General features: G+C 48.4%; 14 protein-coding genes. 11 read left to right on the top strand and 3 right to left on the bottom strand.

Going from position 1 to position 24,936, the window contains the following annotated elements; genetic code table 11:
* Window positions 1-103 precede the first annotated feature (103 nt).
* Window positions 104-1,144, top strand: coding sequence for a LacI family DNA-binding transcriptional regulator (locus BFP72_RS01835; protein WP_158233237.1), 1,041 nt, complete (start codon window positions 104-106; stop codon window positions 1,142-1,144).
* Between the two features lie 47 nt (window positions 1,145-1,191).
* Here the strand turns inward: BFP72_RS01835 and BFP72_RS01840 are convergent, their stop codons facing one another.
* Window positions 1,192-2,208 (bottom strand): LacI family DNA-binding transcriptional regulator, encoded by a 1,017-nt coding sequence (locus tag BFP72_RS01840; RefSeq protein ID WP_099597484.1) that lies wholly within the window; start codon window positions 2,206-2,208, stop codon window positions 1,192-1,194.
* Between the two features lie 105 nt (window positions 2,209-2,313).
* Between BFP72_RS01840 and kduI the strand changes: the two genes are divergently transcribed.
* The 10 genes from kduI (at window position 2,314) to BFP72_RS01890 (ending at window position 22,238) form a co-directional block, all read left to right on the top strand.
* A complete protein-coding gene (kduI, locus tag BFP72_RS01845; RefSeq protein WP_099597485.1) occupies window positions 2,314-3,156 on the top strand; it encodes a 5-dehydro-4-deoxy-D-glucuronate isomerase in 843 nt (280 codons plus the stop codon).
* Between the two features lie 5 nt (window positions 3,157-3,161).
* The gene (locus BFP72_RS01850; protein ID WP_099597486.1) at window positions 3,162-3,950 is read left to right on the top strand and encodes a gluconate 5-dehydrogenase; all 789 of its coding nucleotides are present in this window, start codon (window positions 3,162-3,164) and stop codon (window positions 3,948-3,950) included.
* On the top strand, window positions 3,950-5,158 hold the full coding sequence (locus BFP72_RS01855) for a DUF4861 family protein (RefSeq protein ID WP_099597487.1): 1,209 nt from the start codon (window positions 3,950-3,952) through the stop codon (window positions 5,156-5,158). The genes BFP72_RS01850 and BFP72_RS01855 overlap by 1 nt, the downstream gene beginning before the upstream one ends.
* A 168-nt stretch (window positions 5,159-5,326) precedes the next feature.
* On the top strand, window positions 5,327-9,421 hold the full coding sequence (locus tag BFP72_RS01860) for a hybrid sensor histidine kinase/response regulator transcription factor (protein WP_099597488.1): 4,095 nt from the start codon (window positions 5,327-5,329) through the stop codon (window positions 9,419-9,421).
* 220 nt (window positions 9,422-9,641) lie between these two features.
* Complete coding sequence (locus BFP72_RS01865) at window positions 9,642-12,656, top strand: TonB-dependent receptor (RefSeq protein WP_099597489.1); 3,015 nt, start codon at window positions 9,642-9,644, stop codon at window positions 12,654-12,656.
* A gap of 11 nt (window positions 12,657-12,667) precedes the next feature.
* On the top strand, window positions 12,668-14,242 hold the full coding sequence (locus BFP72_RS01870; protein WP_099597490.1) for a RagB/SusD family nutrient uptake outer membrane protein: 1,575 nt from the start codon (window positions 12,668-12,670) through the stop codon (window positions 14,240-14,242).
* Window positions 14,242-15,441, top strand: coding sequence for a glycoside hydrolase family 88 protein (locus tag BFP72_RS01875; RefSeq protein WP_099597491.1), 1,200 nt, complete (start codon window positions 14,242-14,244; stop codon window positions 15,439-15,441). The genes BFP72_RS01870 and BFP72_RS01875 overlap by 1 nt, the downstream gene beginning before the upstream one ends.
* A gap of 49 nt (window positions 15,442-15,490) precedes the next feature.
* Entirely contained in the window at window positions 15,491-17,875 is a 2,385-nt protein-coding gene (locus BFP72_RS01880; RefSeq protein WP_221406457.1) for a glycoside hydrolase family 2 TIM barrel-domain containing protein, read from the top strand.
* A gap of 49 nt (window positions 17,876-17,924) precedes the next feature.
* A complete protein-coding gene (locus BFP72_RS01885) occupies window positions 17,925-20,573 on the top strand; it encodes a DUF4955 domain-containing protein (RefSeq protein WP_158233238.1) in 2,649 nt (882 codons plus the stop codon).
* A gap of 9 nt (window positions 20,574-20,582) precedes the next feature.
* Window positions 20,583-22,238, top strand: a complete 1,656-nt coding sequence (locus BFP72_RS01890; protein ID WP_158233239.1) for a glycosyl hydrolase family 28-related protein — start codon at window positions 20,583-20,585, stop codon at window positions 22,236-22,238.
* A gap of 364 nt (window positions 22,239-22,602) precedes the next feature.
* Here BFP72_RS01890 and BFP72_RS01895 read toward each other — a convergent pair whose 3' ends face one another.
* Together BFP72_RS01895 and BFP72_RS01900 are read right to left on the bottom strand one after the other, a co-directional pair.
* Window positions 22,603-23,886, bottom strand: a complete 1,284-nt coding sequence (locus BFP72_RS01895) for an IPT/TIG domain-containing protein (protein ID WP_099597495.1) — start codon at window positions 23,884-23,886, stop codon at window positions 22,603-22,605.
* Between the two features lie 249 nt (window positions 23,887-24,135).
* The gene (locus BFP72_RS01900; protein WP_099597496.1) at window positions 24,136-24,858 is read right to left on the bottom strand and encodes an NUDIX domain-containing protein; all 723 of its coding nucleotides are present in this window, start codon (window positions 24,856-24,858) and stop codon (window positions 24,136-24,138) included.
* Between the last annotated feature and the right edge of the window lie 78 nt (window positions 24,859-24,936).

The following is a 24,936-nucleotide window of genomic DNA, read 5'->3' on the forward strand; positions in this document are numbered from 1 at the left end:
ACTCGGTGAAGAGTGTTGTGATTGCGTGTACGTTAACATGGTTTTGACAAATGTACTATATTGCACTGGAATTCAAAATAATTTTGTTCATTTTAGCTCTCATATGAAACCGAGAATTACTATTAAGGAGATTGCCAAACAGGCGGAGGTATCCATAGGGACAGTGGATCGGGTGCTACACGATCGGGGACGTGTCTCGGAAGAAACCAAGGAAAGAGTGCTACAAATTGCCAAGGAGGGGAACTACTCGTCAAATGTGTATGCTCGAAACCTCAAGCTCAACAAGACCTATCATTTGGCGGTGATCTTGCCGGAGCAAAACCCGTATTGGATCAAACACCGTCAGGGGGTAGAGAAGGCAGTCGGAGAGCACGACTTTTTGCAGGTGACCTTGCATGACTATAGTTTGGAGGAAGACTCACCTGTACGCATAGAGCAGTTGGTGCGCGAAGTACTTGCACAGGAACCAGACGGGATCGTGCTGGCTCCTATATTTCTCGGACAGGACAGTGCGGTGATCCAATTGCTCCATGAGAGTCAGGTTCCGGTGGTTTTGGTCGATTCCAAAATCCAGCTACCCAATTGTATTTCGCGCATAGGCCAGGATGCCTACCAGAGTGGGAGGATGTCTGCGGGGCTTTTGCACGAGGGCTATACCGAGGACTATGCCTTGTATGTGACGACTTTTCACAAAGCAGATTTGCACAATCAAACCATCATGGCACGTATTCAAGGCCTGAAAGATTTCTTGACAGAAGTCGAAAATGGGCCAGATGTCATCATGATCAATCTCGAAAAGGATGGGCTATCTTTGGCAGATGCGGTAGATCATATGAAGGCGAGTGACAAGCCGGTACGGGTTTTTGTACCCAATTCGAGAGCATACCTGTTGGCTCGTTCGCTAGGTCTGGTGCAGCAGCAGTTGAAATTACGCATGGTCGGTTATGACCTGATCGAGGAAAATAAGAACTATCTGATGAAGGGGACGATCAATTATTTGATCCATCAGCAACCAAAGCAACAGGGGTTTCGAGCGATTCAGACGCTGCATCAACACCTGCTACTCAACATGGAGGTAGATCCCGAGCAGCGCTTGCCGTTGGATATCATCACCAAGGAGAATCTGATGTACTGTGAACATTAGTGTTAGATACTAGACTTAGACTTTCAGAACCAAGAACCTAGACGTTGTTAGCTTGTTTTTAATGAGGATTGTCTGACGATGATCTCAGAGGGAATGATGGTTTGGTTGGCGGGTAGCTCCTTTCCATTGATTTGATCGAGGAGGAGTGCTGCTGTTTTTTGTCCCATGAGGTTAGGGTTTTGGTTGACAGTACTCAGTGCGGGGGAGGTGTAGGCTGAGATGGGTTCGCCACTGAATCCAAAGACCTTGATTTCTTGGGGTATTCGGATGCCTGCTTTCTGAAGGACTTCCATCGCTGCGATGGCTGCTACGTCGTTGGCAGAGAAGATAGCATCAGGCATTTGTCCCTTAGTCAGCAGTTGCTGGGCGATCTCTTGACCGTCTTGTTGTTTGAGGCGGCTTTTGAAGACCCAATCCTCCTGAAATTTGATGTTATTTTTTTTCAGCGCCTCTTTATACCCTCTTAACCTTTCTTGATAAATACTGGCCTCACTGTTGCCTCCCAAGTGTATGATATGGCGGCAGCCATTTTGGATCAGGCTTTCGGTTACTTCATAGGCTCTCGAAAAGTCGTCTATGAGCACGTTGTGTCCTGAGATGGTTTTGCATTCACGGTCAAAAAACACCACCGGCTTCCCATTTGCTTCGATGCGTTGTATGTGACTCCCGTCGCTCTGCTCGGTAGCGATCGACAAGATGATGCCATCGACTTGATTGGCGAGGAGTGTATCGACGAGTTGTGCTTCGCGCTCTGGGCTGTCGTGTGACTGACAGATCATGAGGTTGTAGCCTTGCTCAGAGACGACGGCTTCCATACCTCCGATGGCAGTGGAGAAGAAGTGCCGAGAGATGTTGGGTACGATCACACCTATAGTGGTGGTCTTTTGGGTGCGAAGGTTTGAGGCCAGATGATTGCGTGCATAGCCCATTTCTGCAGCCTTGTCTCGAATGAGCTTCTTGGTCTTTTCTTTGACCCGTGGACTACCGGCTAGAGCCCGAGAGACCGTGCTGGCATTGATGTTGAGTTCACGGGCTATGTCGTGTATGGTGGCCTTCTTTTTCATTGGTGTTGCGAAGATAAAATAAAAAAGCAACACAAAATACAATCGATTGTATTTTTAATATTTACCTTTGGTGCAAAGGAATTTAAAATCAAAAAGAAATAGCTCATGAGTGTTTCGTACGAAGTAAGATATGCATCGAGTCCAGATGCGGTAAAAAAATTGGACACCAAAGAACTAAGAAATGAGTTCTTGATCGACAATCTAATGAAGCCGGATGAGGTTGTTTTGGTCTATACACACTATGACCGATACATCGCTGGATCTGCAGTGCCTGCTTCTAAGAAATTGACCTTGGAAACCATCGATCCGTTGAAGTCGGAGACTTTCCTAGCAAGGAGAGAGCTCGGTGTGATCAATGTCGGAGGGGACGGTACGGTATACGTAGATGGAGAGGCCTTCGAATTGACCTATAAGGATGCACTATACGTAGGTATGGGAGCCAAAGAAGTGATCTTCGAAAGCAAAGACGCATCTGCCCCAGCGAAGTTCTACTTGAACTCAGCACCCGCACATCATGCATTCCCCAACAAGAAGGTCACCAAAGCAGAGGCGAAAAAGCTAGAGCTAGGCACGCTCGAAACCGCCAATGCGAGAACAGTAAACCAAATGCTCATAGGCGGTGTGGTAGATACATGCCAACTACAGATGGGGATGACCGAGCTCAAGACAGGTAGTGTATGGAACACCCTACCCTCTCACGTGCACGATCGTCGTATGGAGGTGTATATGTATATCGAAGTACCTCCAGAGCAGTCTGTGTGTCACTTCATGGGGCAGACTGACGAGACAAGACACATCTGGATGCAAAACGAGCAAGCGGTGATCTCTCCTCCATGGTCGATCCATTCAGGTGCAGGTACATCTAACTATACATTCATCTGGGGTATGGCAGGAGAGAATCTTGACTACACAGATATGGATGTTTGTCCAATCAATGAATTAAGATAAGAAGCATGGATTTATTCAATTTAAAGGGAAAAGTAGCACTCGTGACGGGTGCTACACATGGTCTAGGGATGGCCATGGCGATGGGACTTGGCAAAGCAGGAGCGACGGTCGTGATCAACGGCAACTCATCGCAAGAAAAGATCGACAATGCGATCAAAGAATACGAAAAGGAAGGTATCAAGGTCAGCGGTTATAAGTTTGACGTGACGGACGAAGCAGCTGTCAAAGCAGCTGTCGCTAAAATCCAGTCGGAAGTAGGGGACATTGATATCTTGGTCAACAATGCTGGGATCATCAAGCGCGTGCCGCTCGAAGAGATGGAAGTAGCGGAGTTTGAGCAGGTCATCAAGGTGGATTTGGTAAGCCCATTCATCGTATCCAAGCATGTGGTGAAAGGTATGATCGCTCGCAAGAGCGGTAAAATCATCAACATCTGCTCGATGATGAGTGAGCTCGGTAGAAATACCGTAGGTGCCTATGCAGCTGCCAAAGGTGGTCTGAAAATGCTGACGCAAAACATGGCGACAGAGTGGGCCAAACACAATATCCAGACCAACGGAATCGGGCCTGGGTATTTTGCGACGAGCCAAACTGCTCCTATTCGAGTCGATGGACACCCGTTCAATGACTTCATCGTGGGACGTACGCCTGCTGGCAAATGGGGAGACCCGTCTGATTTGGAGGGCGCAGCGATCTTTTTGAGTTCCAAGGCGAGTGATTTTGTCAATGGACAAGTGATCTATGTCGATGGGGGGATCCTCGCGACGATCGGCAAACCAAGCAACGAAGACTAATGAAGTATATAGGAATCATAACACTAGCACTACTGGGGTTGGCAGCATGTCAGTCTCCAGTGGTGACTGTGACGCTCAAAAACACCTTGTCTGAAGATGTCAAGGAAATGCCTGTCGTGATCGAGAGAGCGCTGATCGAGCAAAAGTTGGGTGCACTGGATGAAGGTGTATTCCCATTGCTGGCGGATCATGGAGTGGTTGTACCTCAGCAATTGGATGATCTGGATCAGGACGGCAACTGGGATCAGATTGCTCTGTTGGTGTCTACAAAGGCTAGTACAGACTTGGTGTTGGACTTGGTCACAACCCAAGAGTACCCGAATTTTGCGACACGTACAAGTGTGTATCTAGGGGTAGACTACAACCGTTCGGATGCATTTGTAGAGAAGGATCAAGAGGAGAGACACCCAGACAATATCGCGATGAAGTACCCGATGATGTATCAGATGGAAGGCCCCGCTTGGGAAAACGATAAAGTAGGCTTTCGCTTGTACTTTGACTCCAGAAACGGCAAGGATATATATGGCAAAACTACCGAAGATATGACATTGCATGTGGCTGGGACAAAGGGTCAAAACTACCACGAGCAGGATGCCTGGGGTATGGATGTGCTCAAGGTGGGCAATAGCCTTGGAGCAGGAGCTGTCGCCATGATGTATGAGGATTCGCTAGTGCGATTGGCCAATACCGCAAGTGGTGAGTATCAAGTGCTCATCGAGGGACCAGTACGAACGATTTTTGATGTACGACATCAGGGGTGGGATACGCCAGTAGGAAGTCTAGCAGTCACGGAGCGTATCACGATCTGGGCTGGACAGTATGGTTACCAAGAAGAGATACTCTGTGATCAAAAGGACATCACTTGGGTGACCGGTATCGTCAACAAACACTCGGATGAGATGATCAAAGGAGAGTCCGAGACCAACAATTACATCTATACATTTGACCAACAATCTGAGAACAAGGATAACTTGGGTATGGCTGTGATTGTACCGAAGACATCTTTTGTGTCAGCTGCCGAAACAGCCAACGAAGGAGAAGGTGTCACGGAAACCTACTATGTGTCTTTCCAGTCTGTCGATACACCGAAGTATTTCTTCGTGGCAGGATGGGAGCCTACTACGACGGAGTTTCAAACTGCTGAAGGGTTTGCAGAGGTAGTCGCACAGCAAGCAATGGTTTATAACCATTCTGTTGTAGCAGAGTAATCCAAAATAGAGGTTTGGGAGGATTTTTGTACGGAATTACCCCCTAAATCGTACGGTATTTACCTCAATCTTCGCCAATTTTAGGCTTGGAATGGCGACTGCTTTCCCGTGATGCAGTCGCCTTTTTTATTCTAGGAGACTAATGAGAGCTAAGTAAGCGTGAGAGGAATGAAGGAATGCATAGCCGTGTGGGTACTCATGCTGTACACCTGGGGGTGTATGGCTGGAGAAGGTAAGCTCGCTTTCAAACATTTTCATTCGGCGGAAGGACTGTCCCAAAGCGGAGTGATTGCCATCGCTCAGGACCATTTTGGTCTGCTATGGTTGGGTACGCGAGATGGGCTCAACCGATACGATGGTCGGAGCTTTCAGGTCTATCGCTACGATCCATCAGACTCCACGAGTATCTCCAACAATGACATCTTGGATATCAAAGTAGATTCCAAAGGGGACCTCTGGATCGGTACATACAACGGCCTCAACCGCTACCTACAGAGAGAGGAGCGTTTTGACCGCTACTTGTCCAGCGAGGAAGACCATGTGCTCTCCAACAATACCATTCGAACCCTCGAGCTAGTGACCGACGATTGGGTATGGGTAGGTACACAGGAGGGGCTCAATCTCCTACATACCAGTACCCAAGAGATCAAAACCATTCGTCATATATCAGGAGTGAGTCAGACTATACCAGGTGACTATATCTTGGATATCTACCGCGATAGTCGTGGCGATGTGTGGGTAGCAACTGACCAAGGACTTTGTGTCACGAGAAATCCACTGGACGAATCCCCTGTTTTTAGTGCGGTTGCACTGCGACAGGGATCGAAGGATCCGATCTTTGTCCAAGAAATCATCGAAGATGAGAAAGGTGATTTGTGGGTGGGGACACGGGACTTTGGACTCTACCAGATAGATTCGTCGGGGGAGCTGTTGGGGTATCTCAGTACGCAAACGACCCCCGCACTCGTACATGATAACGTCCGTTCTCTGGCGGTAGGTGCCGATGAGTCTCTCTGGATCGGAACCTACCATGGACTCAATCGCCTGATGCCTGATGGTCAGATGCAATCGAGTTTGGCCGACCCATTGGATGTAGACGGCCTCTCCGAAAACAAAGTCAAAAAAGTGTACTGTAGCAGCAACGGTGCCATTTGGGTAGGCACGTATTTTGGAGGGCTCAACATGTGGCATGAGGTCAACTTCAATTTCAATGCGCTGAGTCAGAATCCGGATGGCGGTGGATTGAGCAACAATGTCGTGAGTGCCATCTTGCAAGAGGGGCAGAGATTCATCATCGGGACCGAGGGAGGAGGGGTCAACCTCTACGACCGATCTACAGGAGATTTTTCGTATATCAATACAGTACAAGGAGATCTAGCTAGCGACAATGTCAAGTACCTCCGTTGGGATCGTCAGGGGGAATCGATTTGGATCTGCACTTTCGATGCGGGAGTGACACTTTGGGATTTGCATATGAGACGCAAGCTGCTCATGCTTTCGACAGAGACTGGTCTCAGTCACAACAGCGTCTACGACATGGCACAAGATCGTCATGGTAGATGGGCCATAGGAACTTTCGGTGGAGGTCTCAATGTCTATGATCCTGAAACCAACAATGTCAGATGGGTACAACAGGATGACAGTCAGCCGCACGGGTTGTCTGACAACCAGGTGCGGTCATTGCTTGTAGATAGAGATCAGAACCTCTGGGTAGCTACCCAAAATGGACTCAACTTTTCCACTGCTGAGGCAGCGGATCCATATGCTTCGTTTGCGTACTACTTTTATGATACCGAACTGCAAAATGGACAAGACGTCCTCTTTATCTATCAATCCAAGGACGGCACGATTTGGACGGCTACCAAAGAAAAAGGACTGTACCGTCTGGTAGAAGGACATTTTGAATGGGTGGACTTGTTTGGTGAATTGTCCAACCCGAGTCAGATCATACACTCGATCGAAGAGGATGAGGAAGGCTACCTTTGGGTTAGTTCCAACAATGGAATTGCACGCCTCGATCCGAAGAGTGGACAAGTGAAACTGTTTACCGAATCGGATGGGCTCAATTCAAATGAGTTCAACAACAAGTCTTCCTTGGTGACACAGGATGGCATGATGTTTTTTGGTTCGCCCAAAGGGATCACATGGTTTGACCCAGCAGAACTCAAGCAAAATCAATTTGCCACGGCCGTTGTGCTCAATCGCCTCACCGTCAACAATGCTGTCGTGCACCCAGGAGATACGACGCAGATATTGGGGGAGACCCTGGCGATGACCCAGGAGATTGAGCTGGATTATGACCAGTCCAATTTTTCCATAGAGTATGCTCTGCCGAGTTATGTCAATTCGAAGAAAAACAAGTTTCAGTATCGAATGGATGGGTTGGAGTCAGAGTGGAAGCATACGATGGTTAATTCGGCCAGTTATACGATTCAGAATCCAGGAGACTATGTGTTTCAGATACGAGGGGCCAATAGTGATGGGTTGTGGTCGGAGGAATGGACAGAACTGCATATCCGAGTAAACCCAGCGCCATGGCGCTCTACGTGGGCTTTTGTGCTCTATGCATTGGTGATTGTAGGAGCATTGTTCTTGTTTTTTCGGATCACAAGATCTCGTGCTCAGCTCAAGTATGACTTGAATCTAGAATTGGAACTGCACAAAAAGGAGCAGGAACTGACGGATAGTAAGCTGCAGTTTTTTACCAATATTTCGCACGAATTTAGAACACCGTTGACCTTGATTTTGGGGCCTTTGGAGCAGATTCTGCGAGACTATCAGGGGAGTAGTACGATTTACAAACAGATGAAAGTCATGCAGCACAATGCAGGGCAGTTGCTCAAACTCATCAATCAGTTGATGGACTTTCGCAAGATGGAAAACAAACAAGCACCACTGGAGACGGCTGAGGGTAATTTGGTCAAGTTCGTACGAGAAGTCTGTTTGTCTTTCAATACCTATGCCCGCAACGGCAAGTATGATTATACTTTTCGATCCTCAGAAGAGGATATTCGCGTGTATTTTGACCGTGACAAATTGGAGCGAGTCATTTACAATCTCTTGTCCAACGCCTTCAAATATACCGAAGAAGGAGGACAGGTGACCGTGACTGTGGAGCGATTGGAGAGGGCCGTGGAGATACGTGTCCTCGACAGTGGTCAGGGGATTCCGCAGGATACGCAAGACAAAATATTCGATCGGTTTTTTCAGTTGCCAGCTCATACGTCGCAGAGCCAATCCCAGCGAGGGACTGGGATTGGTTTGGCGCTGACCAAGAGCATAGTTGATCTACATCATGGGGAGATTGAGGTGGAGAGTCAGCTCGGGAAGGGTAGTACCTTTTGTGTAAGGCTCTTGTTGGGGAAGGAGCATTTGCAGCCCAATGAGATCATGGAGGATTTTAAGGACAGTGAGTCATTGGATCACTATCAGCCAGAGGTCACGACTGATTGGTCGGACGTGATTCAAGATGCGATCGTACAGCCCAAAGACCCATCCGCTAAGACTATACTGGTGGTAGAGGATAATGCGGAGGTACGTCGATTCATCCGAGATATTTTGGCGGCAGATTACAACATCCTAGAGGCAGAAAATGGCCGAAAGGGATTGGAAGTGGCCGTGCGAGAGGTGCCGGACCTGATCATCAGTGACGTGATGATGCCAGAGATGGACGGAATCGAATTTTGTGCACAAGCGAAATCCAATCTCAAAATTAGCCATACCCCGTTTATCTTGCTGACGGCAAGAACTTCCCTGATCTTCAAGTACGAGGGTTTGGAGTCTGGTGCAGATGAGTACATCAATAAACCCTTCAATACCAAAGAACTCCACCTCAAAGTAAGAAATATGCTGCGTTTTGTGGACAACCTCAAGGGACGTTTTCAGTCCAATGCCGAGATTGCTCCGAGCGAATTGACCATCTCGTCGCTAGACGAAGAAATGCTCAAACGAGCCATTGAGATCGTGGATCAGAACATAGAAAACCAGTTTTTCGATGTGGCTCTGTTTTGTACTGAGCTCGGTGTGAGTCGGACGATGTTGTTTACCAAAGTGAAGGCTTGGACTAATCTCACCCCCAACGAATTTATCCACTCGATGCGCATGAAACGTGCAGCGAGCTTACTGGAGCAAGCCAAAATCACCGTAAGTCAGATTAGTTTCAAAGTAGGCTTCAAAAATCCCAAGTACTTCAGCAAATGCTTCCAAAAATACCACGGATGCACCCCCACTCAATATGCTGATAAGTTCAAATTGAAATCATAAGAAGGCAGTAAAAATAGGCTGAATGACGATTCAACCGATGGAATTGTACGATAGTGTACCGTTTCTGAATTTTTGGTGACTGCAATAAGTATAGAATTGTCCTTGTAAATTTTTAGAAAGCATGAATCTAAAAAAGCATTGGCAAGAATGGATATTGGGCGCCTTCATCGTGATGATGTCCCTTGTCATTATTTATTTCATTTAACAAAAAAACAATCTTATGAAAGAAGATTTACTACAGCGCTTGAAGCTTGGTCTAGCCGTCTTCGTGATGGTAGCGGTCACCACCGCAGCACAAGCACAGAGCAACACAGTACAAGGGGTAGTCACCTCGATGAGCGATGGGTCTCCCGTACCAGGAGCCGCCGTATTGATCGAAGGGACGAGCAACGGAACCGTCACAGACTTTGACGGTGCATTTTCATTGACCGCAGCACCAGAAGACGTGCTGGTCATTTCATTTGTGGGGTTCAAGACGGTCAAGTTGGCAGTCAAAAATCAAACGAAATTTGACGTAGCGATGGAGGAAGATTTCACCGCACTCGAAGAAGTCGTGGTAGTAGGCTATGGTACAGTCAAAAAGAGTGATTTGTCTGGGTCGGTATCGTCAGTCAAGTCCGCAGACATCGCTGCATATCCTGCTCTGTCCGCTACTCAGACCTTGCAAGGTAGAGCGGCAGGTGTACAGATCAGTTCTAACAATGGCGGCCAGCCAGGGGCCAGTTTCAATGTCAAAATCAGAGGAGGGACTTCCATCAACGCCAGCAGTGATCCGATCACGGTAGTGGATGGGTTTGTCGGTGGAGAGATGCCTCCACCAGAAGATATTGCGTCGATCGAAGTGCTCAAAGATGCTTCGGCTACTGCGATCTATGGATCAAGAGGTGCCAATGGAGTCATCATGGTGACCACCAAAAAAGGATCCAAAGGAAGAATAAAAATCGACATCAATTCTTCGTATAGTTCTCAGACGCCGACCAAGCAGTTGGATTTGCTCAATGCTGACGAGTTCGTAGACTACATGAATGAGTTTGGGCCCTATACGAATCTAGGTTCTGACACCAATTGGCAAGACAAAATCTACCAAACAGGGCTCATTTCTAACAACCAAATCTCGGTGAGTGGTGGAGCAGACAATGTCAGGTATTACCTGTCTGGCACCTACTTTGATCAAGAAGGAGTAGTCGTAGGTTCGGAGTACAAGCGCTACTCTCTCAACGGAAACGTGAGTGTCGATGCGACCGATTACCTCAAAGTCGGCATGAGCATGTATGGTCGACGAGGTACGAGCATCGGTGTACGTACCCAAGAGGGATCTGGAGGCACTGGACAAGCAGGTGTGACAAGTTCGGCTTTGAGATTCAATCCAGACCTAGGTGTCTATGATGTCAACGGAATGTATACGCGATCGACGGTCGGTGACCAACTCGACAACCCCGTAGCGATGGCTACCGAATATGATAGAGAGCGTGTGACAGATCGCTTTCAGAGCAATGTCTTCGCGGATTTGAAAATTACCGAATGGTTGAGTTTCAAGACAACTCTCGGGCTTGGGACGACCAACTGGAGAGATGGTGAATATTGGCCTACCGCGTTGATTCGTGGAGAGGGTGCTGGTGGACTAGGAGGGATCGAATCTCGAAAGCAGTCGTCTGTCATTTCGGAGAACTACTTCACCATTGACAAGGAATTTGGCGTGCATCACTTGACGTGGGTGACGGGGTATTCATACCAGAAAAATACGTCTGAATCATGGTATGCTTCTAGCCAAGGGTACATCACTGATGCAGGGAGGTTTTGGGCACTCGATCAAGGAGCCAATGCCAATGTACCGACTTCTAGTTTGACAGAGTCTACGATTAAGTCATTCTATTCAAGAGCCAACTATTCGTTGCAAAACAAATACGTGTTGACTTTCACGGGACGATACGACGGAGCATCCAACTTTGCAGCAAACAACAAGTGGGCCTTCTTTCCTTCAGGGGCGGTGGCTTGGGACATCAAGGGAGAGAGCTTCATGGATGACCTTGCTTTCTTGACTCAGTTCAAACTCAGAGGTAGCTATGGTTTGACAGGAAATCAAGCCATTAGCCCTTACCAGTCTTTGGCGAGTCTAGAGCCGACCTACTCGATCGTGCCAGGAGACAATGCACTTGTAGTGGGGTCATTGGCCAATTCTAACTTGACATGGGAGACTACGACACAGGCAGACATAGGATTGGATATTGGACTCTTCGAAGGCCGAGTCAATATCGTGATGGATTATTATCAAAAAGTCACGCATGACTTGTTGTTTCAGAGGCAGTTGCCTTCGTATGTAGGCCCACCTACTCAGTTGCAAAATATCGGCAAGGTCAGCAACAAAGGCTTTGAGTTCATGTTGAGTACCAAAAATCTCGTCGGAGAATTTACTTGGAATTCGGACTTTATCATTTCGGCCAACCGAAACAAGGTGATGGAATTGCCAGATTCGGTAGAGTTTTATGGGCAGGAGCCTGGTCATTTTTTGCTGGATGGTTCGTCACAGTTGTTGCTGGAAGGACAGCCTGTGGGGGTGTTTTACGGATATGAATATGAAGGAATCTACCAGACGGGAGATGCTTTCACTCCTGGATCAGGGTTCGAACAAGAGGCTGGAGGTGAGCAATATGCAGATATCTCTGGACCAGACGGTACACCTGATGGTGTGCTCAGTGCCGATGATCGAAAAATCATAGGCAATCCGCACCCAGATTTCGTGTGGTCATTCAACAATAGTTTTGGCTACAAAAACTTCGATCTCAATATTTTCATACAAGGTGTGCATGGCAATGACATGTTGAGTTTCACCAATATGGAGCTAGAGACGATGTCTGGCAAGAGCAACGCTGCGGCATCTGCAGTGGACCGATGGACACCAAGTAATCCCAATACCAATATCGCGAAGGCTTCTTCGTCACGTGCGTACCGTGTATCGTCCAAGTATATCTATGACGCGAGTTACATGAGATTGAAAAACGTGACGCTGGGCTATACTTTTCCTAAGACAGTGTTAGACAAAACTTTCATTCGCTCATTGAGACTGTATGTGAGTGGGCAGAACTTGTTGACGGTGACGGATTACCCAGGACTGGATCCAGAAGTAGGGTACCAGAACGGAGGTAGCGGGGCTGACGGCAACCGAAACATAGGTTTGGATTATGCGAGTTATCCAAACGTTCGTGCCTACACTTTTGGAATCAACTTAGGACTTTAAAATTGAAGAAAATGAAAAATTTGAAATATACATTGATCGCATGTCTGTCGCTACTCATGATGGGTGCCTATTCATGCGGCACCTTGGAGGAGGAGCCCGTGGGGCTGCTGTCTCCAGAGGCAACCTACAAGACTCCGTCAGATGTCGCCAACGGCATCAATGGAGGCTACTCCTTGCTCGCCCACGAAAATTTCATGGGCAGAAAACTCTCACTTTCGTTGATGTTGAGAGGCGACATGATTTCTATAGGTGACGCGACGACTTCTTCTCGTCGCATCGAGGTGGATCAGATGTCCATGAGTGCCAACAACGGGATGGTGGCTAGTTTTTGGCCGATGGGTTACCAGATATTGGCAGCTGTCAATTACGCGATCGAGGGCGGAGAGAGTGTCCAAGCAGACGAAGATCAAATCAATCCTGTGATTGCTGAGGGACGTTTTTTGCGCGCATACATTCACTACAACTTTGTTCGATTGTTTGGCGAGATTCCTTACATTGATTTTGCCTTTGCAGATGCAGAATTGGCATATACACTACCTCAGACTCCTGTGGATGAAGTGTATGCGGGGATTATAGAGGATCTAGAGTATGCCAAGATGTGGCTCCCGGATGTGGCGCTCAGAAGGGCCAGACCAAGCAAGGGTACCGCTGCGAGTTTTTTAGCTTCTGTGTACTTGACGATAGAGGATTGGGATGCCGCGTATGCTGAAGCCAAATATGTGATTGACAACAGCGGCAAGTTCATGTACAACCTTGAGGCAGACTATGCGGATCTCTACAACTCTTCTTTAGCGGGAGCATCCAACGAGGTGATTTTCGAAATCGATTTCCAAGGAAACGATGCTGCCGGTAACCCGAGTTCACTTGGGGGGGGCAATGCAGCGACGGATTATATCGCGTCAGTGACTGGACCTAGAGGAGACGAGCGCTACGAGACAGGCGAAGGCTGGAGTGTTGCCGTACCGTTATTGGACGTGTATGATTCGTGGGATGCTCAGGACTATCGCCGTGCGGTGAGTTTCGATACTTCGATCATCTATTTGGGGGTTGAGACACCCTATACAGATTGGGGTAGTATTGCCAATAATGTTGCACGTCCACATATTGCGAAGTATTTTAGAGCTACAGGCGAAGCGGGTACGCTAGCGGCCAACAATAGCAGAGACTCTGATGTGGATTTTCCGGTGATGCGCTATGCAGAGGTATTACTGATAGCTGCCGAAGCACTCAACGAAATGAATGCTGGACCGAATGCAGAGGCAGAAGGCTACATCAACGAGGTACGCCGTAGAGCACGTAGAGAGCTGGATGGTGATGCTGCCAATGATAGTCCCGTGCCTGCCAATGTGAGCGCGGGCTTGTCACAAGATGCTTTTCGAGATGTGGCATTGGACGAGAGACGTTTGGAGTTGGCCTTCGAAGGTGTCCGCTGGTATGACGTCAAAAGAAGGAAGCTGGGAGACATCGTTTTCGCGGCGAGTGGAAGAGAACCTCAAAACTTCAACCCTGCCAAGGATTACTTGTTTCCCAAGTATCAGGCAGACGTAGATAGAAACGAAAACTTGTATCAAAACGATAATTACTGATGATGAATTTAAGAATTTTAGCTGTACTGGCTTTGTCACTTTGCTTGGGTTGCGAAGAGGCAGCGGACAAGAGTGGGAGTAATGAAGACGGAAACACAAATTCTTTACCAATCAAACCGAGCCTCAGTGCTCGGTTTGATTACTTACTCAATTACGCGGTAGACTCTACGGCATTTCCTCGAAGTTTGGAAAAGAACAAAGAAGTACGAGGAGTCCCTTCCTCAGATTGGACCAGCGGTTTTTTCCCGGGTTCGCTCACATACCTCTACCTATTGACCGGTGAGGACAAGTATTTGGCTCGAGCCAAAGCATGGGTGCCATATATGGAAAAAGAACAATGGAACGGGCGTACTCACGATATGGGGTTCAAAGTCTACTCGAGTGTTGGCAAAGTCAACGAGATTACTCCAGAGCGACACTACGAAGAGGTGCTCATCCAAAGCGCCAACACCTTGATGACCCGCTACAATCCAGTGATAGGCTGTACCAAGTCTTGGGATTTTGGTCAGGACAAATGGCAATTTCCCGTCATCATTGACAACATGCTCAACTTAGAGCTATTCTTTCAAGCGACACGTTTGACAGGTGATAGCAGCTACCATCAAGCGGCCGTCTCTCATGCAACACAAACGATGCGCAATCATTTTCGTCCCGATTACAGTAGTTACCATGTCGTAGACTATGATGTGGAGACGGGACAGCCTGTACAGAAGATCACCCACCAAGGGATTCATGATGAGTCTGTATGGTCGAGAGGTCAGGGCTGGGGACTATATGGTTTTACGATGGTCTATCGCTACACACAGGACCCTATATTTTTGGCGCAAGCCGAGAAGATCGCCAATTTCATCATGACGCAGGACAACTTGCCAGAGGACAAAATATTCTATTGGGATATGAAAGATCCCAACATCCCCAATGCTCCACGAGATGCCTCGGCTGCCGCGGTGATTGCTTCGGGCTTGTTCGAACTGGATGAGTACACGACGGATGAGCGATATGCGACATTCGCCCAACAGATCATGGAGTCACTGGACTCAGAGGCTTATATCTTGCCGACTGAGATGACTGTGCCGTTTTTGCTAGGACACAGCACGGGCAACTATCCTAAGGATGATGAAATAGACGAACCGATTGCTTATGCAGATTATTATTTTTTGGAGGCGCTATACCGATCGACTCCTTCGGGTCAAAAGTAAAGAACGAATCGGGTGGGGAAACCTGCTCTAGGTGGATAAAGTAATGGATATGAAGAGATCAATATGGATTTTGCTGGGCATACTGTTTGCACAGAGCAGCTTGGCGTTGGAGAGAGAGAAGAGCAATTTTAATGCTTCGTGGGAGTATTTGGAGCAGGCAGCTCCAAGTACTGCAGAGGCGAATCAAGAGACCGGATGGGTGACACTAGATCTGCCCCACACCTGGAACGCCACCGATGTGATGGATCAAACACCTGGCTACCGTAGGGATGCGAGCTGGTATCGCAAGACTTTTGATCTAGGTGATTTGAGCGAAGGCGAGAGGTGTTTTCTGTACTTCGAGGGTGCCAATATCACGACGGATGTCTATGTCAACGGGCACTTCGTCACCAAGCACATCGGAGGCTACATCGGGTTCGAAGCGGAGATGACTGAATACCTTGTCCAGGGCGCCAATACGGTCATGGTGCGTGTAGACAATGGCTATGATCCACAGGTCATTCCTTCACAAAAGTCAGATTTTTTCATCTACGGAGGGATCACGAGAGACGTGTGGTTGGTCAAGACGAATGCCTTGCGAATCACAGATGTGAGTATCGCGACACCAGAGGTCAGTGCCAAAAGGGCCACTACCGGCATCACTGTAGACCTAGAAGGAAACCTCACGGAGGGCTACCAGACCCGTATCCAAGTGATCGACCCAAGGGGGCGAGTCGTCTACGATCAAAAATCAGCCACACAAAGACAGACAGTGACCAATTTTCAAATCACCAAGCCAAGATTGTGGGACGTGGCTAATCCGCAGCTGTACAATGTAAAGATACAACTCTTGCAAAACGGCAAAGTTGTCGATCAAGTAGAAGACACTTATGGCTACCGATGGTTTGAGTTTGCACAGAATGGTCCGTTCTATCTCAACGGCAAACGTCTGCTGCTGCGTGGTACGCACCGTCACGAGGAGTCTGCAGGGATCGGTGCTGCCCTCCCCAATGAGATGCACCGTCAGGATATGGAGATGATCAAAGGCATGGGAGCCAATTTTGTCCGACTAGCGCACTATCCCCAGGACCCGGAGATATACAAGGCCTGTGACGAATTAGGTATTCTTGTCTGGGACGAATTGCCATGGTGCAGAGGAGGAGTCGGAGACGAGACATGGAAGACCAATACCAAAAACCTGCTCACCGAGATGATTGACCAAAATTACAATCACCCGAGCATCATCCTCTGGTCACTTGGCAATGAAATCTATTGGTTGCCGGATTTTGAAAACGGCGATGACGAGCAGGAGCTCAATGCCTTCCTCACTGAGCTCAACGACCTGTCCCATGCACTAGATCCAAGTCGAAAGACGTCTATTCGCAAGTACTACGCGGGAGCAGATATCGTCGATGTATTCAGTCCGTCGATCTGGTCGGGATGGTACTCAGGGACCTACAAGGGATATAAGAATGCGCTCGAAAAATCACTGGCGAAGTACGATCACTTCCTGCACATGGAGTATGGAGGGTCGAGTATGGTCGGTCGCCACAGCGAAAACCCCATCACCGGCGATGGAGAGATCAGTGCTGGAGATTGGGAAGAGCCCATCAATCAGGTAGAATACCACAACATCGCCAACGATGGAGATTGGAGCGAAAACTACATCGTGGACTTGTTTGACTGGTATCTGTCGATTTCTGAGTCTCACGAGCAATTTGCAGGTTCTGCTCAGTGGGCGTTCAAGGATTTTGGCACGCCACTACGTCCTGAGAATGACATCCCGTATCTCAACGAAAAAGGGCTGGCAGATCGCTCGGGCAAACCCAAAGATGCTTATTATGTGTTTAAGAGCTACTGGTCAGATGAGCCCTTCGTCTATATCGAGTCACACACGTGGACAGAGCGATCTGGTCCAGAGGGCAAGGCCAAAAACATCTCTGTATTCAGCAACAACGAGACCGTAGAATTGATTGTGAATGGGCAGAGCCTCGGCAAGAAAACCAGAGACATGAGTCAGTATCCTGCTTGCGGACTCAACTGGGATGTGCAGTTTCAAGCAGGCGAAAACACCTTCGAGGCGATTGGGTACCAAGGCAAGAAAGTCGTATCGGTCGATTCGCTGATAGTCAATTACAGCTTTGAACAGGCAGGTGCGCCAGATCAGATCGTGCTATCGGCCGAGTTGCTAGACAATGGCAACTACCTCGTGACAGCCAAGGCGGTAGACGCCAAGGGACTGCGGTGTTTGGATTATGAGGACAGGGCCTATTTTCAGTGCCTCGCAGGAGGCGAACTGATCAAGGATCAGGGGACACCTACAGGTAGTGAGGTGATCAATATGGCCAATGGACGAGCAGCGATCGAGGTGGTGCCTCATCCCAAAAGCGAGAAATTGGTGATGGGAGTGTACAACCAAAACTTCAAGGGGACCTACTTGGAAATCAAGAAGTGATACCTATCCGTCTGTACGGATAATGGAGAAAGAATTAAACAGCATGAGTATGAAATATTGGAGCAGCATGGTGGTGGTCATGGGCTGGTGTGTAGTCGCAACAGCACAGACCCCCCAGATTTGGATAGATTATCAAGAGGACAGGGCCCAGGGAGTCATTCCTGAATTGACGGATTATTCGTATGCGGGGTATCATTTTTCCGAAAAGGAAATCCCAGACGTGTCCGATTGGACGTATTTTGATGTCACAGACTATGGTGCAGTAGCAGATGACGAGTTGTACGACGATGCAGCGATACAGCAGGCCATCGATGCAGCACAAGCGAGTGATGGACCCGCGGTGGTGTTTTTCCCTGTGGGGAAATTCATCGTGAGTGAAGACCATGATACCAACAAAAAAATCCTGGTGAGCCGGGACAGCATCGTACTCAAAGGATCGGGCTCTGCAGAGGGGGGGACGGAGATATTCATGGACCAGAGTCGTGTCCAGAACGGCCACTGGCAGTTTCTCTTTGAGACAAATACCAGTGCTGTCAGTGGCAATACCTTCATCACCGAACCCGTACCTGAGGGAGCTCACTCCGTCATAGTGGAGGATGCGAGTGGGTTCGTAGTAGGGGAAGTGGTACTGATCTCACACAAGAGTACAGCTTTTGCGGAGGCACATTTTGGCGAACTCGAGTTGGACGAGAGTTGGACACGCTTGTTTGGATATGGAGGAGGAATGAGCCTCTACGAGCTGCATGAGATCAGTGAGATCAATGGCTCCAAAATTACTTTTAAAAACCCAGTCCAGACGGGATTGCCGTTGTTGAGTTCGAAGTACACCGTGGCACATTATTCGTTGATTGAGGAGGTGGGAGTCGAAGACATTTTGTTTACTAGCGATTGGGAAAACTATCCCGAGGATTTCTACCATCACAAGGACGACATTCACGACTATGCTTGGAATGCTGTACAGTTTAGCCATGTGCGCAACGCTTGGTTGAGGAATTGTGAGTTCAGGCATTGGAACCAAGTCATGGATGTCCGTGAATCGATTGGTGTGACTGTAGAGAATGTGGTCCTCTCAGGCAAGAAAGGGCACGCGTCATTTTTGACGAGGCGTGGGTACGGTTTGTTGGTCAAAGACTGTGATGACCAAGTCGGACAGCACCACGGCCCAGGGACTGGCTACTCAGGCGTCAATACGGTCTACCTCAGACACAAGATGCTCACCGATCAGTCTATCGATAGCCATAGTGGACAACCTTATGCGACACTCATGGATGATGTAGATGGAGGAGTGATGGACAAAAATGGAGGACCATATGAAAGTTACCCGCACCATGGACAGGATTTTACTTTTTGGAACTATGTCCACAAAGCCTCTGGGCCGAAGACTTATGACTATTGGAATGCCACAAACCGAAACGGTAATACCTATGCGCACCCACATTTTATCGGTTTTCAGGCCAATGATGTAGTCAACCAAATAGATATGGGGATCCACCAGATGGAGGGACAACGCGTGTCTCCTGCGTCATTGTTCGAAGCACAATTGGCGCTTCGACAAGCAGACGAAGCTTCCAAACCAACGATTGCTTGGCTCAGTCCAGCCTATGGGGGGCAGTTGGAAATCGGAGATGATCTGCAAGTCAAAGTAGCAGTTGCTGATCCAGATGGGACGGTCGACGAAGTGATTTTCTACTTTGACGGGGTGATCCAGCGGGAGATCAATGCGGCACCTTACAATTGGGGAGAAGAAGAAGTACTTGATCCCGTGTTGTTTGATTTGCCAGGAGGTACCTATCCCTTGAAAATCAAAGCGACGGACAATGACGGGAATGTGGCTGTGGACTCGATTCTCATCTATGTAGGACAGGCGCCTACGGTGGCGTTTGAGCAGCCTTTGGATGAGGTGGTTCATCAAAGCGGGACACCGCTGATTGTCGAAGCAATCGCGAGTGACGAGGACGGCACGATTGCTTCGGTGACGCTGACGCTCGATGGGCAGGAGGTCAGTACGCTGATCGAGCCACCCTATCGGTGGGAAGGACTCTCTGAGCTCGACGCACTCGTGAGTGGGACTTATGTACTGACACTCGAAGCGATAGACAATGATCAATTGTCCACTACGATCGAACACACGTTGTTGGTCAATGATTTTCCTCAGTTGAGCATCACTAGTCCCACCGCGAATCAGCACTTTGCGGTCGGGAGTGATGTACAGGTGGATGCTGTGGCGACAGATGCAGATGGAAGTATCGTTGAGGTACTGTTGTATCTCAACGAAGACTTGCAGCGCAAAGAAACGTCCGTGCCCTACAGTTGGGGAGAGCGGAGTGATTTGGACCCAGATTTGTTTGGTATGGATCCTGGAGCATACACGATCAGAGTCACAGCGATCGACGACCTAGGGAGTGAGTCTACCAGTATGCTGAGCATCGTTATAGAAGAGGTGCTGGAGGTGGAGCCTGAGTTGCAGGTGATGGTTTATCCCAATCCATTTGGGGACCATTTGTCGATTGAGTCAGTTGCTCCCATATCTCGTATATCCTTGGTCAACCTGATGGGACAGGAGCGACGGTTGAGTAGTTACCCTGAGGGGCAGTACTTAGCATCCGTAGAAACCTCGCAACTCCCACAGGGCATTTACCTTTTGAGAATCTGGACCCATAGCGCTGATTTTCAAATTGTTAAATTGATCAAACAATAGCAACAGCGGATGAAAAGAATATTGGCATATTTACTCATGGGGGTAGGGTTGTTGGCGCTTTCGTGTGCAGCGATGGCTCAAAACCTACCCGCAATCCTATCCGACCCCAAGGTACAAGCTCATAATTATCTTCCAGATTACTCTTATGCAGGGTATCGTTTTGGTGAGGAGAAGATCCCAACACAGACAGAATCTACAGTGATTCATGTATTGGATTTTGGGGCAGTACCAGACGATGGACTCGATGATACCCAGGCTATTTTTTCTGCTTTGGCGAAAGCCAATGACGTGGAGGGTAAGGTACAGCTGCAGTTTCCGAGTGGTCGGTTCATTCTGAGCGACATCCTCTACCTCACTCGTAGTGATATCGTCCTACGTGGAGCAGGCAGTGGAGTAGCAGGTACGACGCTGTACTACCCACGTCCGATGAGTTACTTTGAGGACCCAGAGCCCTTGACGGAATTGAGAGAGTACTTGGTGGCACTGGACAAGCGCCAGCGTGAGCCACAAAACAATTTGGATTTGCCGTTTTCGCAATATGCCTGGTCTGGCGGGATGATCTGGGTCGCTGTGCCTGGCGCACGGGTCAAATCCTATCTCGACAAGTACGACAAGAAGCCCAAAGTACTTGCCAAATTGCTGCAGGGCAAGAGAGGAGAGCATGAGATTACTGTCGCATCAGCGAGTAAGTTACACGTAGGTGATGTGGTGCAGCTCGAGTGGTACAACAAAGAAGGAAAGGATGGTTCGCTGATCCAATCGATGTACGATTCAGCAGATGTCAAGATCGGGTCGCATCACTGGAAGTACCCCAGTCATGCGCTTGTGATGCAGCAGGTGCAAATCACGACCATCGAAGGGAACAAAGTATCGATCAAAGACCCTCTGCTCCACGACATCCAAGAGGCATGGCAGCCACAGATGGTAGAGTGGCAGCATTTGGAGGAAGTGGGTATAGAGCATTTCAACATTGAGTTTCCGATGGCGCCCAACATCGCACACCACGTCGAGGATGGCTACAATGCCATCTACCTCACCAACCTGTTCAATGGGTGGGTGAGGGATGTCAAGATCAAAAATGCGGACAGCGGTATCCTCACCGAACAAATTTCCAATGTGACCATCGAGGAGATCACAACGATCGGTGACAAGAAAGCGCACTATAGCGTGGCGATGGGTTCGGTGCACAACGTCCTCGTGCGTGATCTCAGCGTACACAATCGGGTGATTCATCCGTTGAGTTTCAATACGCATGCTACCAAGAGTGTCTACACTCAATGTACCGTGTATCGAGATCCGATACTGGATCAGCACTCAGGAGCCAATCACCAAAACTTGTTTGATGATATCCGAGTCTATGTCGATTTGGATGGAGAGAAATACCCATTGTTCGCTGGAGGTGGAGCAGGGTATTGGAAACCTTCGCATGGAGCCTACACGACCTTTTGGAACATCGATGTGCGGTTTCAAAACCGAATGGATGATCCGCAACCTGTCTTGCTCGATGGTATGAAGGATGGACCCTCGGTACGTTTGATTGGTATACATGCCAACCGTGAGATAGTGCTTGACTACCAGCCCAATCCGTACATAGAGGAGACCAACGAAGAAATGATTACTGTACCCTCTTTGTATACATACCAGCTGCAGCAGCGCACGAAATAGCTACGTTTTATTCAGTGTATTATTTCAAGGTTGTTGGTCGAAAGATCAACAACCTTTTTTTATGGGATAGATTTTTAGGAGTATGCTCGATGACCCAAAGGATAGGACGGAGGAGAGATGGAGGTATTCTTTCTTTCATATGGGGACGGAGAGAGGGAAAGAGCTCATATGTCTAGGGATTACCATCCATACACCCGTCGCTGTTGGTACAGAGATTCTTTGTAGGTAGCAGGCCTGCGGTTTTGGCCTGCAATCCTTGATTCCTAATTTTGTGATGGGCTTTTGCTACGAGGTATAAAAAATGCCGAGAAGTAATCTTCCCGGCATAGAGTTAAACCAACTTATTGTGTTTTCGAAGCTGAACTTAGTAGCTCAATGGACCACCAATTGAGATGCTCACGTTATCGAAGCTCAAAGTCGCTAAGATAGATCCAGTGTCTGGTCCTAGAGGCAAGGCAGTACCCGTGCCGTAGTTTCTTCTTTGGGCGACTGCATACCTGGTCATGTCTTTGAAATCGAAAGTGCCAATTGCTGCATCGTCATCGAAAGCCGTGGCAGGGACAGAGAGGCTGTACCAGCCATTTTCATCCGCTTCATAGCCCATGTCGTGTATCTCTTGGAGGGTAGGTTGCCATTCGTAATCATCGCCTTCGAACCTGAATCTCAAACCAGCGACTACAGCGCCTTCGGACTCGGTGTAGCCCTCTGGCAACTCGCCAAAGTTGATTTGGATGTTGAAATACACATCTTTTGCATCGAGGTTGTCACCAAAGAAGTCCGCAAATGTACCCACGTCCTGCGTACGCAATCCAAGTTGTGCCATGTAGCTGGTACTGATCTCTGTGCTGCTGTATCCTTCCATGTGAAAGAACGTCCCGTCGATCGCTGGTGGTAGATCCGTAGCGTCTTCGGATACATCTATGCTGAGCCCATGCACGGTTGATTCTTCTACGTCTGCACTACCAGTCATACCGATCACGTTTGGATCTTCACTGTCGAAAGTCTCCTGGTAGATCTCGTCAATCATTTTGATCACATAGAATTTGTGCATCTCTGTCGAGGTAGTCGCTGTCCCTCCGTCATTGACGATCGTGAGGGTGCTGAGACCAAGGGCTGATCCCTCTGCGATAGTGACGATTGCGGTAGTTTCTGTCGTGCTTGCCACGGTGGCTTCTACTTCACCTATTTTGACAGAGGTGACGGTCAGCATGTCTGTACCCGTGATGGTGATTTGTTCACCTATTTGTGCAGATTTGGGGCTGATTTCTGACACGACAGCCGCTCCTACGACGATCACACTGAAATCCACTTGAGTCTCTGCTACTCCTCCAGGTGTAGTGACTCTGATTTTGCCTGTCACACCATCTTCAGGTACGGAAGTGACGATTTCTGTAGTGCTATTGGAGGTGATTGTAGCGGGGACACCGCCGAATGTCACCGACTCTGCATCGTCGAGATCTGTACCAGTAATCGTGATCGCGTCACCTGGCTCTCCGCTTTCTACACTGATAGCTGTGATCGTAGGGATGGGGGCTGTAGTGTCGCCTTCGTCTTCACTACATGAGACGAATACGGAAGCGAATAGTATGAGGGCTCCTGCCGCCCAAGTACTCTTGATTTTTACGTTTTTTGATAAAATTTTATACATAGTATGAATATTTAGTTTTCTGACTCATAGTTAGTGAGAATCAAAAATCTAGAAATTCAGAATGGGGTACAAAATCGTACAATCACTCATTGGGCGCTGTATAGGCTTGTTTTTGGAAGGGAAAGAGGGCCCGTAGTATAGGGGACGAGTGAGTGTCTAGTGTCAGAGAGAGGGAGTGGTGTCAGAGATTGACAGGAAGAGGGGGTGGACAGCCTAGCGTTTCAATGTGCGCTTGGGAGGTAGGAGGCTTCATAGAAATGCGATATCATACCCATCGTCGACCAGAGAAAAGTACTTCTCTTCGTTGAACTGATAGAGAAACGCACCCTTCTTGGAAGCACTCTTGTCTTTTTTGTCCAAGCGATCCAGTATTCCTGTAGAGAGTATTTTCTTTCGGAAGTTTCTGTCGTCTATGGGAGCTTGGTAAATCTCCATATAGAGTTTGAGCAGCTTGGGTAGGGTAAACTCATCAGGAAGGAGGTTGAAACCAATCGGTTTGCGCTTGATCTTGCCCTGTAGATGTGTCAGTGCATCTTGTACCATGTGGTTGTGATCTACGACGAGTGGGGGGATGTCTGTCAGGTCAAACCATCGGGCTTGGTAGGTATTGACGAGCTCGTCATTTTGCTCATTGATCCGAATTAGGCTGTAGTAGGTGATAGAGATGACACGTGCCCCTGGGTCACGGCTAGGCTGTGTGTAGGCGTGAAACTGCTCGAGATAGACTTCATCAAGCCCTGTGAATTTTTGAAGAATACGTGCTGCAGCCTGTACGCCCGATTCTTGGGGTTGGATGAAACTCCCGATCAACGACCAGGTCCCTGCTTGAGGAGCGACTTGCCTTTTGAAGAGCAGTACTTTCAGTTTCTCTTCGTCTGGGTCAAATCCAAAGATGACATTGTCTACTGCGACCAAGATGGGGGTAGCTTCTTGATAAGATTCCGAATGGGTAGGGGATTGTGCTGCATTCATAATTCAAGGCCAAAACTACACAAAATATCATAAACGTTTGCTGTACGTTTATTGTGATGAGCTCAGTCTTGGATCGAG

It is taken from the genome of Reichenbachiella sp. 5M10 (assembly GCF_002742335.1).
GTDB lineage: Bacteria > Bacteroidota > Bacteroidia > Cytophagales > Cyclobacteriaceae > Reichenbachiella.